Genomic DNA, 19,139 nt, shown 5'->3' with positions numbered 1-19,139 from the left:
AATTATGATTTTGCTGGTAAAAATGGATAATCTTCTTGCTCATAAACAGCGTCATACATCACGCTCTTTTCTGGATATGGAGACTCTTCGGCAAACTTCTCGCATTCTGCAACACGTGATTTTACTCGTTTATCCATTTCTTTAATATCGTCGGCACTCAGACCATGATCTTTCATCAATCGGTCTTTAATTTGAGTGATAGGATCTATTTTTTGATATTCAGCAACTTCATCTTTAGTACGATAGTGCTGTGCATCACTCATGGAGTGACCTCTATATCTATAAGTTTTCAATTCTAGGAACGTTGGTCCACCACCAGAGCGTGCTCTTTCAATCGCTTCGTGCATAGCCTCGGCTACTTTTTCTGGGTCCATAGCATCTACAGGACCACAAGGCATTTCATATCCTAGACCTAGTTTCCATATGTCTGTATGATTTGCAGTTCTTTCTACACTTGTTCCCATGGCATACCCGTTATTTTCAACACAGAAAACTACCGGTAAATTCCATAACATAGCAAGGTTAAATGCTTCGTGCAATGATCCCTGACGAGCAGCTCCATCTCCAAAGAATGTTAACGTTACTGCATCTATATTGTGATATTTATCTCCAAAAGCGATTCCAGCACCTAGAGGAATTTGTCCTCCTACAATACCGTGACCACCATAAAAACGGTGCTCTTTTGAGAAAATGTGCATGGATCCACCTAAACCTTGAGAGGTTCCAGTTGCTTTTCCATAAAGCTCTGCCATGACTCTTTTTGGATCTACGCCCATCCCTATAGGTTGAACGTGATTACGATAAGCTGTAATCATTTTATCCTTAGTAAGATCCATTGCATGAAGTGCTCCAGCAAGAATTGCTTCCTGACCGTTGTACAAGTGAAGGAATCCACGAACTTTCTGTTGTATGTAAACTTGTGCTAGTTTATCTTCAAACTTTCTCCAGAAAAGCATCTCCTCATACCAGTTGAGAAGTACGTCTTTAGTGACTTTTTTCATTTAAGTGCTTGTTTTAGGTACGCTTTCGCGAAAGCGAAATAACACAACAATAGTACTATTTAACTTCCAAAGCGGAAAGCAAAAATAGTCCAAAAAAGGGTATTTAAAAACCTATTGTATGGTTAAAAATGTCCGAAAACGTTATAGATAGCTCTTATCAAAGATCAATGGCAGTAAATCCTTCAAAGAATTTGATTTAACGACCGTTCCCGATGCACCCATGAAGTAGATAGGAATAGGGTTTTCCTGACGGTTCTCATACTCTGCAATTGCTTGCCTGCAAGATCCACATGGTGGCACAGGAATGGTGAGTGAATCATCTACCGGACTTGCGGTTAGCGCCATCATAGAAATAGCTACTCCAGGATAATTTGCGCCTGCAGCATAAATCGCTACACGCTCTGCACAAAGCCCTGAAGGATAAGCAGCATTTTCTTGATTATTTCCAGTAATTACTTCTCCATTTTCTAATAAAATAGCGCAGCCTACTGTGAAATTTGAATACGGAGCATAAGCTCTGTGTCGTGCAGCAATAGACTGCTGCATTAATTCTTGCACATCACTATCTAGCTCAGATAAATCATCATAAGCTTCTAGTGTGGTATGTATTTGGATTTTTTTCAAAAGATTTAGTACTCTGTGTACTCTTCTCCAAAGTTGAAGGTTAAACTGAATCTAAGTGTTCCTTCTAGAGGACTTCTCACTCGACTGGTTGAGAATAAATATGACAAGTCGATATCCACAGATGAGAATTCAAAACCTGCACCCATGGCAAGAAATTTACGTCCACCTTTATCGTCTGCTTCATTAAAATATCCAGTTCTTAAAGAGAAACTATCATCATAAGTATACTCTGCACTTAACGACCATGTAAATTCTCTAATTTCTTCACTAAAACCTCCTGGCGCATCTCCAAAAGATTGAAATATACCATTGATAAAAGTAACGTCATCATCCTGACCACCTATAATTTCACGAGGAGTTCCATTCATGTTTGCATCTCCATCTTCACGTAATGGTGGAGTAGGAACTAGGAGTTTATTAACCTCAGCAGTAACACCTATTTTACTGAAACCGTCATTAAGTATAAAGTCAAATCCTCCACCAAGGGCAAGGTTAGTAGGAATGAAATTCTCTCTTCCTCCAGTGTCATAAGAAACTTTAGGACCTATGTTTGAGATATTAAATCCACCTCTCCATCTACCGTTGAAATCATTATATGCGTTCTCTTCAGACTGATAGTAACCTGAGATATCTACTCCAAAACTATTTGCAGCAGTGGCATCTGGTGATGTTTCTTGTAAACGTAAATCACTTCTTAAAAACCTACCTGTTACTGCCATCGCAAATTGCTCTGAAAGCTTCAAAGAATAAGTTGCATCTAGAACAAATTCATTAGGCTTCTCATCTCTTCCAGGATCGTCTGCAGTTTGTCTTAGTGTTACTAATCCTAAACTGAAGTATCTCAAACTAGCTGCAAATGCACTGTTTTCATTACGCCTATTTGCATAAACTAATTGTGCTACACCTATATCATTTACGAGACCTTGTAAATAAGGAGTATATGATAAACCAAATTGTTGCTGTCTTTTTAAGAAGGCATATTTAGAAGGATTCCATTGCTGTGACCAACCATCAGGACTGGTGGCAACACCCATATCTCCTAAACCAGCAGCTCTTGCATCTCCTGCTATTCTTAAAAATGGTAATGCGGTTGTGATGACACGTGTGTCATTTTCTTGAGCGCTACTTATACTAGGTATCGCAAGAATTCCTGCGATTAAAACTAAAAAAACTTTTTTCATCAATGCTTTTTATTCTGTGGCAAATATATATTAAACCTACGAGTTTAAAGAATAACCAGTTTTTCTATCTTACTGGTTTGTTGATTGGATAACGTAGATTTTACTGTAATCTTATAAATATAAACTCCTTTTCCTAATCGCTGACCGAAATCATCAGTACCATCCCAAGTGATTTCTCGAGAAGTAAAACCTGTGGTAGTTACCATTTGATTTTTACTCCATATTACTTTACCAGATATAGTCATGACTTGCACTTGAACGTCTAGAGGTTCAAATGGTCTGTTGTGATTGAACCAAAACTCTGTGTAACTCGTAAATGGATTTGGGTAATTAAGTACTCGTTCTAATTTAATATTATCATTCTCTGCAACTACAAACTGAATTTCTTGTTCAGCGGAGTTATTATAAGTATCCCAAGCTTTTACTTTAAGTGTATGTAATCCTGGCTCTAAATCTCTAAGTGGGAAATAAACTTGACCACGAGCAAAATTATCAACGTCTGCCTCATAGTAATCATTAAGGATAAATGGATCGACATCATTCCCATCAATAGTTGCAGTAATATCGTGCCCTATTCCACTTGAGGTGTTAATTCCATGATCATCACTTAGGAAGGCAAGAATAAACGGACTGTCGTCTGTAATTCCACCGTTAACAAAATTTGTGTCGTTCATATAAAGATCTATCTCTGGACCTATATCATCTGTAGGAGCAGTAGTATTTACACCACCTATGCGTACATCTAGAGAGTATCCATTTTTATCTTCCTGAACGCCATCTTTTTTTGCGTAGAAAGATATTCTCCCATTACCTATAGGAACCTGAGTGTCTAGTGGCATTACAAAATCTACATCAAAAACTCCATTTGTCACACTCGCCTGACCTCTGAAAAGAACTTCACCTTGCTGCTCAAAATCGAGTAAAATTAACTGGCCTGTATTATCTCTTGCTCCATCATTTCCTAAAGTGGTACGATCAATCTTCTTATCAAAAACAGTAACAGAAACTTCTCCATTATAACTAGGAATTAAATTTCCTTGTAAATCCTGCACTTCTCCACTTAACGTCACTGGATCCAGAGCTCTGAGCACATCTGTGTTTGATGCGATAGGATTTCCATTTACTGCTGTAAGCACCACACGTGGATCTGGAATAGCAAGTTTTAAAGCTGGATCACCTACAAAAGCGACAACTCTACGCGTTTCTCTTCCAGCTAGTGCAGGTGCTGTTTTTGCTAATCGCAATGCTTCGGCCATAGATATTGCCTCAGCATTATTATAAGAGAATAAAAATTGATCTAAAGTTCTATTCAGAGTGACTCCATCAGAAATAAAAATCAATCGATTTGTAGCTACTAATGCTATAGCACCACCATTCTCATTAAGATAGACCACTTCTCCACCACTTTGTCTTAATGGATTATCGTATCTCGTAAACTCACAAGTTACTGTGATAAATAGCGGTAAATTATCAGGATTACGCAAGTTCTCTACAAGTGATTGGGTTACAATAAATTCTTGCGCAAGACCATCTTCATTCCCATGCCCGAAGTAATTAATTACTAAAGAACCTCGTTCAAAAGCATTTTTCACGGCGTCCACCACATCAGGATATCTAAAACCACCTGCGGTACTTACTTGCTGGTAACTATCGAGCAAAATTTTGCGCACGTTATAATCAGGTCTATTGAGTTCAATCTGATCTGCAAGATCATTTACATTAGTCTGCAAGTTTGCATCAGAACCTGGATTATCTATGTCGTCACCTATTAATGTAACATCGTTACGCCATCTTGCAAATGCTGGTTGAGCCGTATAACTTATCGACTTATTCACCATGTCACGAGCTTCTTGAATGTCAGAAACGATCATCCTACCTACCGCAAGATCCATTAAATTATCTGTAGCAACACTACCTTCATTAGGATTCATATAAGTGAAAAAGTCATCGGTAACATAAGAACTAGTTACTGACGTACTATTTGCAGACAAAAATGAAGGCACAATATTTTCTCTTATTGAAATGCGATCTTTATAATCATAACTCGCATCACCAAACATGTTCAAATACTTCACTCGATTTGCTGGTGTGGAAGCGTTATCATAAACATATTTTACAAAATTTCTTATCGCTGCAATGTCTTGTTCACCTTCTGAGAATTCATTATAAATCTCCTGTAGCGTCACTACTTTAGTATTTAAATTACTTGTTGTAATGTGATAATTTGCGAGACGTTGCGCTTCACTTTTAAGAAAATCTGGTGTGATGATGAGGTAATCTATATCCACAAAACTACCTGAACTATTTAAGAAGATATTTCCTTTTAGGTTTTGGTTTGCTACTCGACGATTAGAAACACTTATAGGATTTAAAAAATCAGTGTTATCTACTGCTAGATATTCTTTTACTTCACCTAGGCTATCAACAAATGAAAAATTTGCCGCTGCACCGGTATTTATAACCGTAGTCACATTATAAGGATCTGAGATATTCCAGACCTCTGTAATATCTGCTGCATTTGAAAACTGAAACAAACCGTTTCCTGCCTGTGCTGCAGCATCTATATTTCTAAATCTGAATTGATTTCCTATTCCTGTTAATGATTGAGGCACTTCTAATTGTATATAATCTAGATAACCTTCGGCTCCTGGATTTCCTGCATTATCAAAAGTTACTTTAACCGCAATACTATTAGAGTTAATAGTTAAATTATTTGCATTAAGTTGACCTCTTCTAGCGACAGATGTACTCACGTTTGCAAGTCCTAGATGATTTATCGAACCTACAACAGTCCCATTAACTTCTATAGAAAAGGTGCTGGCGAAATCAGAAATTCCACCAGTCACTACTTTAATTTTAGAAGGTCGCGTACTGATTACATTCTCAAAATCAAAATCAAATGTTTGCTCTGGATCAAAATCAAATCGCTCTCCATACCATATACGACCTATTTGCCCTATGTTATTTTCATCTACTTCGTGATGTTGTCTTGCGTGGAAATAATCATAAGTTACAGCTGGCGCACCAGTAGGTTGAACAAACGGTAAAATACGCTTTCCATTCCCGTTACTTACCGTAATATAATAATAGGAATCATCTGTATAAGGATTGATATGGCTATCGTTTTCCTGAACGTACTCGGTATCTGCAGCTGTGGCATAAAATAAGATAACATCACCGTTATCAAAACTGCCATCTGCCTCACCTCTTAATTTAATAGCAATCTCTGCAGGATCATAAGCAACCGTTTGCGAATTTATAAGCGGTAAAGATGGACCACCATTCCCATATATCTTAATCGTGCGAGGATCAACATTATTCACGTCTATCCCTAAACCACTTAAAAAAGAACGCGTGATTCTGTGCACACCTGTTTGATTTACTTTAAACCGATACCAATCACCAGAAGTCAAAATAGAATTGCCATAAGTGGTCATCTTAGGCGAGATAGAAGGTGCCGCATTGGTAAAAACTGGAGTAAAAGAAATTACTCTTTTGTATTTATTACCTTCCTTATATATAGGAGAAACTTTAAGCTGTACATAATTACGCTTTCGCGAAAGCGCATTACTCAAACTAAACTGCAACCCATCTACTACGTGTTCTTTATCTAGATCTTTCAAATCACTCGATGAAATGCTTTCTGTTTTTAAATTTTCTAATCTTAAACTAGACTCGTTTACTAATCGAGAAGTTTCCCAAGATTTCACAAACCAGATCTGATCACCGTTGAACTGGTAATTATTTTGAAAAGATGGGACCACCATTTTAAATGTCCCTATAGACTGTTCCACAGGCGATTCCCACTGCAGAACCTCTTTTTGGCCTTGAGCCATTAACAAAAAAGGGAAACAAATAAGTAGTAAAGTAATATTTCTCATCAAATCGATAACGTCAACAGTTAAATTCTAGTATAAATTTAAAATCTTAAAAATAAGTGAACTTCCATGAAATAAACACGATTCAAGCTCGTTTAAAAACATTGAACGACAAATGTAATGTGAATAATAACAATTTATGCTTTTGGTTTTGTCTGAAGTTGTTATATTGCGAGACATTTTTCTAAATAATATCTTAAAATGAAGAAGTACTTTGCATTGAAAGCAGTATTCACACTAATCGCTGGTGTTGCACTAGTGAGCTGTGGCGGTGGTGGAAACGATTATTCTAGCACATCTCGAGGAACTGGATGGGACGTTACCGGTAAAAACGGTGGATTTGAATTAAACACTAAATATAAAGAGCAGGAAACTGGTCCAGGTTTAGTATTTGTTGAAGGTGGTACATTTACCATGGGACGCGTTAAGGATGACCCTATGCACGATTGGAATAACACTCCTAATCAACAGCACGTTCAGTCATTCTATATAGATGAGACTGAAGTAACAAATGGAATGTATCTTGAAATGCTTGATTGGATTAAAGGAGTATTCCCACCAGAAGATGAAGAATACCGTAACATCTATAACGGTGCGGTTCCAGATACATTAGTATGGAGAAACCGTTTAGGATTTAACGAGGAAATGACTAAGAATTACTTACGTCACCCAGCATACCAAAACTATCCTGTAGTAGGAGTTACTTGGATTCAAGCAGTTGAATTCTCTGAATGGAGAACTGACCGTGTGAATGAGTTAATTCTTAATCAACAAGGTTATACTTCTAAAGAAGCTCTAGCAAATCAAGAAGCTGGATCAACTTTTAGCACTGATACTTACTTAAACGCACCTACTCTAGCCTATGGTGGAGACGATGAAAAAACTCGTGGTGGTAAAAGAAGTCAAGCCCTAGAGAAAAAGAAAACACAAAAAGCAGCTAAACAAGGTGATGGAAGTGGAGAAGCTTCTGGACTTTATGTAACTGGTAAAGATGGAATCATGCTTCCAGGATACCGTTTACCTACTGAAGCTGAATGGGAATATGCAGCACTTGCTGAAGTTTCTCAAAGAGAATACAACGCATACCGCGGTAGAAAAAAATACCCATGGGATGGTCAGTACACACGTAGTGGAAAAAGACAAACTCGTGGAGATCACATGGCAAACTTCAAGCAAGGTGATGGAGATTATGGTGGAATCGCAGGATGGAGTGATGACGGAGCAGATATTACTGCAGAGGTTATGTCTTACGAGCCAAACGAATTTGGTGTTTATGATATGGCAGGAAACGTTTCTGAATGGGTAGCTGATGTTTATCGTCCTATAGTAGATGATGAGTTTAACGACTTTAACTACTACCGTGGTAACCAGTACACAAAAAACAAAATAGGTGCAGATGGTATGATTGCTTTAGTAGAAGCTGATTCTATTGTTTATGACACGCTATCTAATGGTAAAACAATCGCACGTGCATTACCTGGAGAAATCCAGCAAGTTGCCGTTGATGAAAATGAAACTTACTTGAGAACTAACTTTGATCGTAGCGATAACCGTGACTTCCGTGATGGTGACCGTCGTTCTTCAAAATATTTTGACAACTCAGATCAGTTAGAAGATTCTAAGAGAATGTATGACTCACCTAAGCATACAGTAATGGCAGATTCTGCTGGAACTCTAGACAGACAATACGATAAAGAAAATACTCGTACTACACTTATTGATAATGAAGTGCGTGTTATTAAAGGTGGATCATGGAGAGATAGAGCTTACTGGCTAGATCCTGCTAACCGTAGATTCTATCCACAAGATATGGCAAAGGATGATTTAGGTTTCCGTTGTGCAATGTCTCGTGTAGGATCTAAGTCTAAAAAGAAGAAAAGACCTCGTAATTAATATTTTGAGAGTTTAGAAATAAAAAAGAAGCCCTTATTTTTAAGGGCTTTTTTATGCACTTATTTTATGGAAGAATTATATAAACATTTCATTGCAAGTAATGGAATCCAAACAGACACTCGTAAAATCACAGAAGGTGAACTTTTCTTTGCCCTATCAGGAGATAACTTTGACGGTAATCTCTACGTTGAACAAGCTTTTGAAAAAGGTGCATCTCATGCTGTCTCTAGCGATTCTAAATGGATGGCAGACTCAAGAGTTACCGTAGTGAACGATGTACTAGCGGCATTACAACAACTCGCAACTTACCACAGAAAACAACTCAACATCCCTATAGTATCTCTTACAGGTAGTAATGGAAAAACCACTACTAAAGAATTAATTATTTCTGTTCTTTCACAAAAATATAATGTGAAAGGAACGATAGGGAATCTTAATAACCACATAGGAGTACCATTGACCCTATTAGGTTTTGACAAATCTACAGAAATAGGTGTGGTAGAAATGGGTGCTAATCACTTGAAAGAAATTGAAGCTCTTGCAAATATCGCATTACCAGATTATGGTCTCATAACTAATTTTGGGAAAGCACATCTTGAAGGCTTTGGTAGTGAAGAGAATATTAAAACCGCAAAAAGCGAACTTTTTGAGCATTTAAGAGCTCATGAAAAAACGGCAATTGTAGGTCACTGGGATCAAGAACAATTGAAAAGATCTCAAGGCATTGAACGCTTTATTACAAGTACAGATAGCAAACTCATCACCGCTGAGCCATTTATAAAATTAGAGTTTGAAGGACATATCACAGACACTCAATTGATAGGTTCATACAATTATCACAACATGCTTCTCGCTGCTGCTGTAGGTCAGGTTTTTAACATGAGTACTATTGATATCATTAAAGGACTTTCTGTTTACAAACCGACAAATAATCGTTCTCAAATTATTAAAAAAGGACAAGTAAAAATTATTCTAGACGCTTATAATGCAAACCCTAGCAGTATGGAAGTTGCTTTAAACAATTTAAGCAAGCAACCAGAAACATATAAAATTGCCGTGTTAGGAGATATGTTTGAGTTAGGAAATTACACTTCAGTAGAACATCAAAGAATTGCAGACTTAGCTCAAAAACTTGAAATAAACAGTATTTACTTGATTGGCGAGGCATTTTCAAAAGTCAAATCAGAAAAAGCTCAAGTTTTCGTAGATTTTGAAACTTTTAAAAATGAGTTTGAAATTGATGAAAAAAAATCATCTGCATTACTCATTAAAGGCTCTCGTGGTATGGCTCTAGAACGCACTCTAGAAATTATCACATAAATTTTTGCGCTTTTTTGAAAAAAAACTCTCAAAAGCTTTCGTCAAAAATATAATTGCTTAAATTTGCCACCGCTTTAGAGCAAAAGGTACCTTAGCTCAGTTGGTAGAGCAATGGACTGAAAATCCATGTGTCCCTGGTTCGATTCCTGGAGGTACCACAAAAGGCTGTCTTTTTTAGGCAGCCTTTTTTGTTTTCTATAACTTTATACTTAATAAGTCCATTTATATTTACCAGCAATAGTGGGATTAGCTCAGTTGGTTTAGAGCGTTACGTTGACATCGTAAAGGTCGCTGGTTCGAATCCAGTATTCCACACCACTAAATTTATATGATTCTAGTAATTGACATAGGAAACACGTCCATTAAGATAGCAGCTGTTGAAAATTATAAAGTTCATGAAATTTCAAGAACGACTGAGAAAGATTTTATACAGGACACTTCTACTCTATTATCCAATTTTCCTGAAATTAAAAACGCCGCATTGTGTCAAGTCGGACATTTTAATGAAAATTTATTGAAATTCCTAAAAGGGCAATTAGATGTTTATATCATTACTAATGATATAAAATTACCTTTTCAAAACCTGTATAAATCCAGTACATTAGGAAATGACAGGATCGCACTAGTAGCCGGTGCAATATCCCAAATCAAAAATGGAAAAAGTGCGTTAATAATAGACGCAGGAACATGCGTTACTTATGACTATCTAGATGGTGATATGAACTATCATGGAGGCGCTATTTCTCCAGGTTTAAGATTACGTTATGAATCTCTTCATAATTTTACTGCAAACTTGCCGTTATTAAATGCGCAACCTATAGAAAATTTCGTGGGCAATTCAACTGAAAACAGCATACACAGTGGTGTTATCAACGGTTTATCTCAAGAAATAAAAGGATGCATTAAACAGTATCGTAAAAAAAATAAAGACATACAGGTTTTTATGACCGGTGGAGATGCTCAAGTGTTGTCAACTCAACTAAAAAGCCGTTTCTTTGCCACGCCTTTTTTGATGCTATACGGCATCTATTATTTATACCATTTTAATAAAGAAATATGATAAGAAGTATTTTAATCGTTTTAGTAGCATTTACTTGCTTTACAGGTATTGCGCAACAACGTACTTCGTCTCCTTACTCCTTCTTTGGATTAGGACAGCAAACATTTAAAGGCACGATAGAAAATCGCAGTATGGGTGGAATACGCACCTATAGTGATAGTATTCACCTGAACTTACTTAATCCTGCCGCTTACGGTAATTTAAGACTTACCACTTACACAGTAGGTGCAGTCCACACTGAAACTTGGGCAGAGACTGCTACAGAAAAAGAAACCTATGACAATACCACTATTGAGTATGTAAGCGTAGGGATTCCTGTGAGTAGAAAAGCTGCATTTGGATTTGGATTAATTCCTTTCCAATCTGTAGGATATAAATTAGGAACCCTAGATGATGATATTTACACCAACTTTGAAGGTGAAGGAAGTTTAAATAGAGCTTATTTTGGTTTCGGTTATCAAATTGCAAAAGGCTTTAATATTGGTGGAGAGGTTCGCTACAATTTTGGTCAAGAGACAAATTCATCAAGTGTCGTATTTTCTAATGTTCAATACGGTTCAAATGAATTTAATGAAACTGACTTCAGTGGAGTTTCTTACAACTTTGGACTTCACTATGCAGGTGACTTGAATGATAAATATGAAATCCAGGCAAGTGCTACCTTTTCTCCTGAAAGTGATATAACAGGAGATAATAGTAGAACACTATCCAGAATAACTTTAGGTAGTGGTAACAGTGAATTTATTATAGACTCTGAGGAATTTGACGTTCCTCGTGAAAAATTTAAATTACCATCAGAGATTACATTAGGATTAGGTTTTGGAGAACGATTAAAATGGTTTGCCGCGGCAGAATATACGCTTCAAGGAACCAGCAGTACTACTAATAGAACTTTCTCACCATCAAACGCAACTTTCACAGATGCTACTTCATATAAATTTGGTGGATACTTCATCCCTAACTACAATAGCATCTCTAGCTACTGGAGTAGAGCAACTTACCGTGGTGGAATGCGCTATGAGGAAACAGGTCTTCAACTCAATGGAGAAGACATTACAGAGTTTGGCATATCTTTTGGAATAGGTATACCAGTAGGACAAACTAGCGCCTTTTCAAATGCAAACATTGGTTTTGAATTAGGGCAACGTGGAACTACTTCAAGCGGTTTAGTTAAAGAGAATTTCTTTAGCATCTCGTTGGGATTATCACTTAATGATAGATGGTTCCAGAAAAGAAAATATAATTAAGAACTATAAATCTAGCATTATGAACCTTAAAACTACATTCTTAACCTTAATCGCTGTTATCAGTATCGCTTTCGCGAAAGCGCAAGAAGCAGGAGATTGTAACGTCATGTTAAGCATATTTGCAGAAAATGCAAAAGCAAAAAACTACGACGAAGCTTATAAACAATTAAACGATCTTGTTGCAAAATGCCCTAGAACTAGCGCAGCCATTTATCAATATGGTGAACTTATCTATGAACACCGCCTTAGAAAAAAGATAGGTGTAAAAGAAGATAACGCTCAAGGACTTATCGATATGCTTAATGGTCAGATTAACTTATTCCCTACTGCAGTAAACGTAAGTAAGAAAAAGGTTGAACTTGCAAGTAAAATGTATAAGTACGGTTTAGGAACACAAACTGAGCAATACTTAATGCTAGAAGATGTATTTACTAAAGATGCAGATAACTTCACAGACCCTAATGGGATGATCACTTACTTCAAGTTAGCTGAGAAAGAATACAAATCCAACAATGTTGACCTTCAAAAACTTTTTGATACCTATGATGGATTGACTCAAAGAATTGAAGAAGTACAGGATGAGCGTTCTAAAGTTATCCAGGAATTAATGGATAAAAAAGAAACTGAAGGTTCTATTACAGAGCAAGAAGAAAAGAACATAGAGAATCAAGAGAAGAACTTGAAGAACTATAACATCGTTATGAAAAGTGTAAACGGTACACTAGGTCAACTTGCAGATTGTGATAAGTTAATTCCTTTATATGAGCAAGATTTTAATACTAAGCAAAGCGACGAGAAATGGTTGAGCAATGTATTGAGAAGATTACAAGGTAAAGATTGTACAGACGCTCCATTATATGTAAGATCAGTTAAAGCATTGCACGTTTTAAAGCCTAGCTGGAAAACAGCTTATGGTTTAGGAAACATCGCAACGTCTGAGTCTGAGAAGTTCCAGTACTGGGATCAAGCTATATCTCTAGGAGCAGATAATAATACTAAATCTAAAATTCACTTTAAGAAAGGTGAGATTTATAAAGGAAAAGGTCAGTATGGAAATGCTAAAAAAGAGTACCTCGCTGCAAATGCTGCAAAACCTTCTTTTGGCGCACCATATTTAAGAATCGCTGCGATGATAGCTAGTAGTGCAAACAGCTGTGGAGCTACTCCATTTGAGAAAAGAGCCGTAAATTGGTTAGCAGCTCGCTACGCAGATAAAGCTGGTAGTGTAGATGCAAGTTTAAAATCAAACGCTAGTCAAACAGCAGCAAGTTACAGAGGACGCGCTCCACAGAAATCTGAGATTTTCATGGAAAAAGCTTACAACTCTGGTGACACTATTAGATTCAACTGTTGGGTTGGAGATTCTGTAAGAATACCATAATGAAACAACTCATTCACATATTAAAAATCACGATCACGGCCATGGCCGTGATTTGTGTTTTATCATGTGATGATAACCTTAAGGCTATTCAAAAGATGCAAATAGCATCAAACGAGCCTATAGGTGAAGTAAAAGAAATGCTTCTCAAGCATACAGACAGCGGTTACATTAAAGTAAGAATGGAAGGTGAGACCATGCTAGACTTTTCAAATGACACATATCCTTACACAGAGTTCCCAGATGGAATTCACGTTATAGTTTATGAACATAAAAACGATAGCGTTCTAGAAACTAACATCACTGCAGACTATGCTATTATGTTTAGTGATTCAGATTTAGTAGATTTGAAAGGAAATGTGACCATCGTAGATCATGATGGAAACACTTTTAACGGATCTCAATTATACTGGGATCAACAAGCTAAATGGATATTTACAGATCACTCCTTTAAGACTAATCTTAAAAATGCAGTAACTACTGGAGATATGCTAGATGCAAACCAGGATTTAAGTAAAACCATAGTGCGTAACAATAACGATCAGTTCTATAGAACATTGAAAAAATGACAAAATTCTTTAAATATTTTCAGTACGCTTACCTACTATTTGCTGGGTTTTTTATAGTAAGAGGATTCTATGAATTTAGTGACAATCCTAACATGGCTTACCTTTTATGGGTTATGGCTGCTCTTGTCATTTTTATGTATTTCTTCAGAAAAAAGTACATAGGTAAATTTGAAGACCGTAATAAAAAAGACGATTCTCAATAATGATTACCAGCGTACTCATTATTATAACTATGCTTATACTCAGTGCCTTTTTCTCAGGTATGGAGATCGCATATGTTTCTTCAAATAAGATTCACATAGAATTAGAAAAACGCCAGGAAGACTTTATAGGCCGCATTTTACGTAATCTTACCATCCATCCTTCTAAGTTTATTATCTCTATGCTCATAGGAAACAGCATAGCCTTAGTAGTTTATGGAATCTATATGGGTGATCTAGTTACAGACCAACTCATCATACCTTATTTAGACCTTACTGAAGGTTTACAGCTTGTAGTACAAACGGTTATATCTACCCTAGTAATTTTACTAACTGCTGAGTTTTTACCTAAAGTATTTTTTCAAATATATTCTAACGAGTTACTTAAACTGCTAGCCGTTCCTGCATATATATTTTACGTATTATTTTTCCCTATTTCCTGGATATGTATTAAGATTTCAGATTATTTCTTGCGCATATTTTTTAAATCAGACGGTGATAACATTCAGCTTTCTTTTTCAAAAATCGAGCTCGGTAATTATATTACTGAGCAAATGGAAAGTTCACAAGAACAAGATGATGTAGATACTGAAATACAAATATTTCAAAACGCTCTAGATTTTTCAGCTGTTAAAGCACGCGAGGTCATGGTTCCTAGAACAGAGATGATATCAGTTCAACAAGATATAGACCTTAAGGAACTCAATAAAAAATTTGTAAATACTGGACTTTCTAAAATATTAATCCACGAGGAAACCATAGATGACATTACTGGTTATGTGCACAGTTTTGATCTTTTTAAAAATCCCGAAGAATTAAAAAACATCACTCGCAGCGTCATTAACGTACCTGAAACCATGCTTGCCAAAGATGTCTTGAATCTACTCATGAAACGCCGTAAAAGTATCGCCATCGTACTCGATGAATATGGTGGAACCTCTGGTTTAATAACTGTAGAGGACATCGTTGAAGAACTTTTTGGAGAGATTGAAGATGAGCATGATTCTGACACATTAATCGATACACAAATTAGTGAAACTGAGTATAAATTCAGTGCTCGACTAGAGGTAGATAGTATTAATGAAAATTACAAGCTCAATTTACCAGATAATGAGCAGTATGAAACCTTAGGTGGATTGATTGTTTTCCAGACAGAAGGTATTCCCATGGAAGGCGACATTGTCCATATCGAGAATTATAAATTCACCATTCTGGAGACCTCAAATAACAAGATTGACCTTATCCACATGGAGATTCTGGATAAAGAATAGTCGTTAAAGACTGTAGGTCGTTTTAATTACGCTTTCGCGAAAGCAAAATTATCACCCAACTTACTGCTATAAAGCACACTTTAAGCTTTAATTATTACAGGGAAAACACTATTTTCGCCGACACTTTAAAATTAAACCCATTTACAATGGCCATATTAGGTAAAATTAGATCACAAGGATTGATCCTTATTCTAGTAATTGCACTTGCATTATTTGCATTTATTATTCAAGGTTTGCTCACCTCTAACGGTGCTGCAAAAGCGTCTTCACTAGGTTCTGTAGGAAGTACAGAGCTGGATAGAGAAGCTTTTGGACGTAGAGTTGAAGCGACTATGCAACAACGTGGTGCAGGTACATCAACAGTACAAGCAGTAAATAGCGTTTGGGATGCAGAGGTTAGAGACGCCGTTTTAAAGATGCAAATCGATGAAGCTGGTATAGAAGTTTCTGATGAGGCTGTGAAAAACCAAATCACAACTATGTATGCAAATGCTCCTATTTTCCAAGATGAAAATGGACAGTTCTCTGAAATTAAGTTGAACACATTTGTGGCAGATTTGAAAAACAATCAACCAGAACGCTACCAGTTATGGTTACAAGACGTAAATAACGCTGCAGATCAAGCAAAGCAAAATCAATTCTTCAACTTATTAAAGTCTGGAATTATAGGTACGCAAGCTGCTGGAGAGATGGAATACCGTCTAGCAAATGATAACCGTAGCTTTACGTTTGTAAACATTCCTTACACAAGCATCGCAGATTCACTTGTTGAAGTTTCTAAATCAGAAATTGCAGATTACGTTTCTAAAAACGAATCAAAATACAAGGCACAAGCACAACGTGATATCCAGTACGTGGTATTTGAAGATAAAGCATCTCAAGCAGATAAAGATAAGATGAAAGCTGACCTAGCTAAAATCCTTCCTGCGAGCTACGAAGTGTTTAATACTAACACAAATAAAACAGAAATTAATAAAGGACTTGAAGGCGTTACAGATATCGAAACATTTGTAAACGCACAATCAGACGTTCCTTATGATGGAACTTATGTTTTAACTTCTAAATTGCCTGCTGCTGCCAAAGCGATGGCAAATCTTGAAAAAGGTGCGACTTATGGACCTTATGAAGATGGTGAGTATATAAAAATAGCACGTGTTGAAGACAAGAAGATGTTAATGGATAGTGTACAGAACAAGCACATTCTTTTTGCATATGCAGGAGCTGAGCGTTCTGCAGCCACTCGCACTAAAGAAGAAGCTAAGAGATTAGCAGATTCTGTGTTTGCAATCACTGGTCAAAACAGTAAAAAATATGCAACGCAATGGGATTACTTCAATAAAAACACTGAAGTTGCAAAAGCTGAAGATCTAGGATGGATGATGAGCTCTGGAAACGGAAGAAGCCTTGCAAAAGGATATAGAGACTTTTTATATTCAAACGATAAAGGAACAGTAGGAATAGCCGAAAGTTCTTTCGGTTACCACATTATACGTATTGAAGATACTGCAGCACCTAGTGAAGCGATTAAGATTGCAACTGTTGCTAAAAAAGTAGAAGCTTCTAAGGCAACTGGAAAGCAACTATTCACAAATGCACAGAAATTCCAACAAGGAGTTGCAGATAAAGATTTTGCTGAAGTAGCAAAAGAATTCTCACTAGAGGTAAAACCAGTTAAAAGTTTAAAAGCTCTAGATGAAAATCTACCAGGTCTTCAAAGAAATCGCTCTATCGTGCAATGGGCATTTAGAGAAAATACAGATGTAGGTGAGACAGAACGTTTTGAAACGTCACAAGGTTATGTAATCGTTCAGTTAACAAGAAAGTCTGAAGAAGGACTTATGAGTGCCGAAGATGCTAGTGCAACTGTTACTCCTATCTTACGTAACAAGAAGAAAGCAAAAATGATCATGGATAAAATTACTGCCACTGACGTTAATGACATCGCAGCAGCACAAGGTCAAAACGCAAGAGCAGCAACATCTGTTAATCGTAAGAACCCAACTATTCCTGGTGTAGGTGAAGAGCCTAAAGTAGTAGGAACAGCATTTGGTCTTGAGCAAGGAGCAACTTCTAAGCCTATCGCAGGTGAAAAAGGTGTATTTGTAGTAAAGGTTACAGCAATTGAAAACGCACCAGATTTAGGAAACTATGGATCTGATGCAAATGAGGTGGCACAACGTACAGCAAACCAAGCAACTTCTAAACTTGTAGAAGCACTTAAGAAGTCAGTTGAAATAACAGACAACAGAGCAACGTTCTACTAGAAACTAGCTTACACATATTAAAAACGCCGCTCATTGAGCGGCGTTTTTTTTGTACATTAATTTTCAAAAATGAAGTCGGTTAGATATACTATGATAGCCTAGGTTATAAGACTGCACTAAGTATTGTGCTTTATTAAAACGACATTAAGTAATCAGTTTCAATTCGGATTGGAGTTCAGGTTCATGTTCAAGTTCAGGCAACAACCTCATCCCATTCCAATAGGACTTCATAACCACGAGACTTAAAATAATTACGTTCCTCTACTCCACCAGTACACATCATAAAATCGCCGCCCCAACCACCTAAACTTTTTATCGCGCCCGTATAATCAGGGAAAAGCTTTTGCTGCACTGGTTCAAGTCCTATCAAACTCGAGATAATAGCTTCGTGTCGATTAATAAGAGTATTGAAATCTGTCAAATTATTTGAAGCCTTTATAAAACGTTGTGGCATCTCACTCAATTCGGTTCTTAATTCATCAGTAAGTAATGCACTATTAAAACGTGCAATGGAGTCTCTACTATTTTGTTTTTTATTGAGATAGATAAAGAAAATAGAATGTTTAACTGCTGGATTCCAATCGAGAAATTCCACCGTAGGTTGAGCGTTATTATAATTATAAATAAGCGCACACTCTGCCGTAGCACAAGCTATATCATATCCGCTACCGCCAAAACATTCAAACTGCAATGCATAAGCATCACATTCTAGCCATTGAGAAACAAGCGAAATCAAGGTCGAACTTGTCCCCATACCATATTTACGATTGAAATCAAGTGTAGTGACTGCCTCAAACCCAGTGGCTATTTTCTCAATTGCATTAGGGTTTAATTCAATAGCTTTTCTTAAGATTTCAACCAACTTTATTGCAATAGAATCATCGCCTTCCATCGCCACAATTCTAGTTGCTCCATAAATAGGGAGCATCTTATCATCTAGGTTATCGATTCCATAATTTATAACCTCAAGACCTAAAACTCTTAGTGTAAGCTTAGTTTCAAACCACAAACTACCATCTACATCATAGCTTTTCCAAGAGAACATTTTATCATCTCTTATTTTAACTTCCAACTGCTGATTCAATTGTAACGGAATAGCAAGTGCTGGAACATTATCCAGCACGGCATATTCGCCTGTGATAAGGAACTTGCCGTGAGCGGTGTACTTTTTTATGTGATTTGATTTATTCAATCTTTTTTATTCCTGTTATATGCCCAAGATGCAGACTTAAGTGTGCCCTTTAGATATTCTA

The 19,139-nt window shown here is 36.7% G+C and carries 14 protein-coding genes and 2 tRNA genes; 11 read left to right on the top strand and 5 right to left on the bottom strand.

What is annotated here, in order from left to right; all coding sequences use genetic code 11:
• Positions 1-2 precede the first annotated feature (2 nt).
• The 4 genes from pdhA to porU all read right to left on the bottom strand — a co-directional run bounded on the left by pdhA (position 3) and on the right by porU (position 6,642).
• Entirely contained in the window at positions 3-1,001 is a 999-nt protein-coding gene (gene pdhA, locus ACSHWW_RS02445; RefSeq protein WP_435680811.1) for a pyruvate dehydrogenase (acetyl-transferring) E1 component subunit alpha, read from the bottom strand.
• 141 nt (positions 1,002-1,142) lie between these two features.
• Positions 1,143-1,625 carry a cytidine deaminase gene (cdd, locus tag ACSHWW_RS02440; RefSeq protein WP_435680810.1) on the bottom strand — a complete coding sequence of 161 codons (483 nt, stop codon included), beginning with the start codon at positions 1,623-1,625 and terminating at the stop codon, positions 1,143-1,145.
• Between the two features lie 5 nt (positions 1,626-1,630).
• Positions 1,631-2,806: a type IX secretion system outer membrane channel protein PorV gene (gene porV / locus ACSHWW_RS02435; protein ID WP_435680809.1), complete on the bottom strand. Its 1,176-nt coding sequence runs from the start codon at positions 2,804-2,806 to the stop codon at positions 1,631-1,633.
• 44 nt (positions 2,807-2,850) lie between these two features.
• The gene (gene porU / locus ACSHWW_RS02430; RefSeq protein ID WP_435680808.1) at positions 2,851-6,642 is read right to left on the bottom strand and encodes a type IX secretion system sortase PorU; all 3,792 of its coding nucleotides are present in this window, start codon (positions 6,640-6,642) and stop codon (positions 2,851-2,853) included.
• Between the two features lie 243 nt (positions 6,643-6,885).
• Here porU and gldJ point away from each other — a divergent pair, with 243 nt between their 5' ends.
• The 11 genes from gldJ (at position 6,886) to ACSHWW_RS02375 (ending at position 17,886) form a co-directional block, all read left to right on the top strand.
• A complete protein-coding gene (gene gldJ / locus ACSHWW_RS02425) occupies positions 6,886-8,577 on the top strand; it encodes a gliding motility lipoprotein GldJ (protein WP_435680807.1) in 1,692 nt (563 codons plus the stop codon).
• A 66-nt stretch (positions 8,578-8,643) separates the two neighbouring features.
• On the top strand, positions 8,644-9,897 hold the full coding sequence (locus ACSHWW_RS02420) for a UDP-N-acetylmuramoyl-tripeptide--D-alanyl-D-alanine ligase (RefSeq protein WP_435680806.1): 1,254 nt from the start codon (positions 8,644-8,646) through the stop codon (positions 9,895-9,897).
• A gap of 85 nt (positions 9,898-9,982) precedes the next feature.
• Positions 9,983-10,055: transfer RNA gene (locus tag ACSHWW_RS02415), tRNA-Phe, on the top strand.
• Positions 10,056-10,137: 82 nt separating this feature from the next.
• Positions 10,138-10,215: transfer RNA gene (locus tag ACSHWW_RS02410), tRNA-Val, on the top strand.
• 10 nt (positions 10,216-10,225) lie between these two features.
• Complete coding sequence (locus tag ACSHWW_RS02405) at positions 10,226-10,957, top strand: type III pantothenate kinase (RefSeq protein WP_435680805.1); 732 nt, start codon at positions 10,226-10,228, stop codon at positions 10,955-10,957.
• Positions 10,954-12,204 (top strand): hypothetical protein, encoded by a 1,251-nt coding sequence (locus ACSHWW_RS02400; RefSeq protein ID WP_435680804.1) that lies wholly within the window; start codon positions 10,954-10,956, stop codon positions 12,202-12,204. Before ACSHWW_RS02405 ends, ACSHWW_RS02400 begins: the two co-directional genes overlap by 4 nt.
• A gap of 19 nt (positions 12,205-12,223) precedes the next feature.
• On the top strand, positions 12,224-13,585 hold the full coding sequence (locus tag ACSHWW_RS02395; RefSeq protein ID WP_435680803.1) for a hypothetical protein: 1,362 nt from the start codon (positions 12,224-12,226) through the stop codon (positions 13,583-13,585).
• A complete protein-coding gene (lptC, locus tag ACSHWW_RS02390; RefSeq protein ID WP_435680802.1) occupies positions 13,585-14,151 on the top strand; it encodes an LPS export ABC transporter periplasmic protein LptC in 567 nt (188 codons plus the stop codon). Before ACSHWW_RS02395 ends, lptC begins: the two co-directional genes overlap by 1 nt.
• Positions 14,148-14,354, top strand: coding sequence for a hypothetical protein (locus tag ACSHWW_RS02385; RefSeq protein WP_435680801.1), 207 nt, complete (start codon positions 14,148-14,150; stop codon positions 14,352-14,354). The genes lptC and ACSHWW_RS02385 overlap by 4 nt, the downstream gene beginning before the upstream one ends.
• On the top strand, positions 14,354-15,622 hold the full coding sequence (locus ACSHWW_RS02380) for a hemolysin family protein (protein ID WP_435680800.1): 1,269 nt from the start codon (positions 14,354-14,356) through the stop codon (positions 15,620-15,622). The genes ACSHWW_RS02385 and ACSHWW_RS02380 overlap by 1 nt, the downstream gene beginning before the upstream one ends.
• Positions 15,623-15,768: 146 nt before the next feature.
• Positions 15,769-17,886 (top strand): peptidylprolyl isomerase, encoded by a 2,118-nt coding sequence (locus ACSHWW_RS02375; RefSeq protein ID WP_435680799.1) that lies wholly within the window; start codon positions 15,769-15,771, stop codon positions 17,884-17,886.
• A 193-nt stretch (positions 17,887-18,079) separates the two neighbouring features.
• Here the strand turns inward: ACSHWW_RS02375 and ACSHWW_RS02370 are convergent, their stop codons facing one another.
• Positions 18,080-19,078, bottom strand: a complete 999-nt coding sequence (locus ACSHWW_RS02370; RefSeq protein ID WP_435680798.1) for a GYDIA family GHMP kinase — start codon at positions 19,076-19,078, stop codon at positions 18,080-18,082.
• Positions 19,079-19,139: the final 61 nt, after the last annotated feature.

It is taken from the genome of Nonlabens sp. (assembly GCF_051251825.1).
Classification (GTDB): Bacteria; Bacteroidota; Bacteroidia; order Flavobacteriales; family Flavobacteriaceae; genus Nonlabens.
This window is presented reverse-complemented; position numbering and strand designations above follow the sequence as displayed.